A 906-nucleotide genomic window follows, 5' to 3' on the forward strand; every position below is an offset into this window, starting at 1 on the left:
CCCCACCGGACCGCCGCATCATCCTGCGCCACAACCACCGCTCCGCCACCGCAATCCAGGAATTAGCCGACCGCATAGCCGCCCGCCTCCCCGGCATGGCTGCCCACCGCACACCCCCGCCCGGGCTGCGCAATGTTCCGGCCACCACGGACTTCCTGCGCGATCTGGTTTCCGATCGGTCGAACGGCAATGGCCACGAGGCTGTCGAAAATGTTGGGGGCGAAGCGCAATTCGAGGGTGAAGCGCGAGTGCAGGTGTTGACCACGCCCGCGAAGGAGGCAGCGCTCATCGCCGACCACCTGCGGCGGGCGCATCTCAGTCACGGCGTGCCCTGGTCTCGGATGGCCGTGATCGTGCGGTCGGTGCCGCTGTCGCTGGCTCCACTGCGGCGTGCCCTGCTGGCAGCCGGGGTGCCGGTGCGGCAGCCTCCGGCGGATGTGCCGTTGGCGCGGCGGCGGGGTGCGGTGTGGATGTTGTTGGCACTGCGGGCTATTACGGCGGGGGATCCGACATCGGTGCGGCATCCGCGGCCGATCTCGTTCACAGCCGACGATGCGCTGGATCTCCTCGCGGGTCCGCTGGGCGGTGCGGATCAGATCAGCCTGCGGCGGCTGCGGCGCGGTATTCGGCGCAGCGTGCTGGAACTCGGCTACCCGGAGCGGCTCCGCGACGATGAGCCGGATGGCGATGAGCCGGTCGAATCCACCGCGGTTGTCGAATCAGATCTGGATGCCGAGCGGTTCGCGGATTTGGATCGGTCTTCGGCGGAGATTTTGCGGGATTTGCTTGTGGGGGTGGGGAATCGGGCTGTGCTGGAGAAGCTCACCAAGGTTGAGGCTGCGCCGTTGGAGCGGGTGTTGAAGGCTATGCGGCGGGCTCGGAAGATTCGGCGGGATGGGGGTGGGC

At 68.2% G+C, this 906-nt stretch carries 1 pseudogene; it reads left to right on the forward strand.

The annotated features are described in order from the left end of the window. A pseudogene (locus tag ACAM49_RS40275) lies at window positions 1-906 on the forward strand (ATP-dependent helicase); the annotation flags it as partial.

Source organism: Nocardia sp. JMUB6875, from assembly GCF_041154655.1.
GTDB lineage: Bacteria > Actinomycetota > Actinomycetes > Mycobacteriales > Mycobacteriaceae > Nocardia.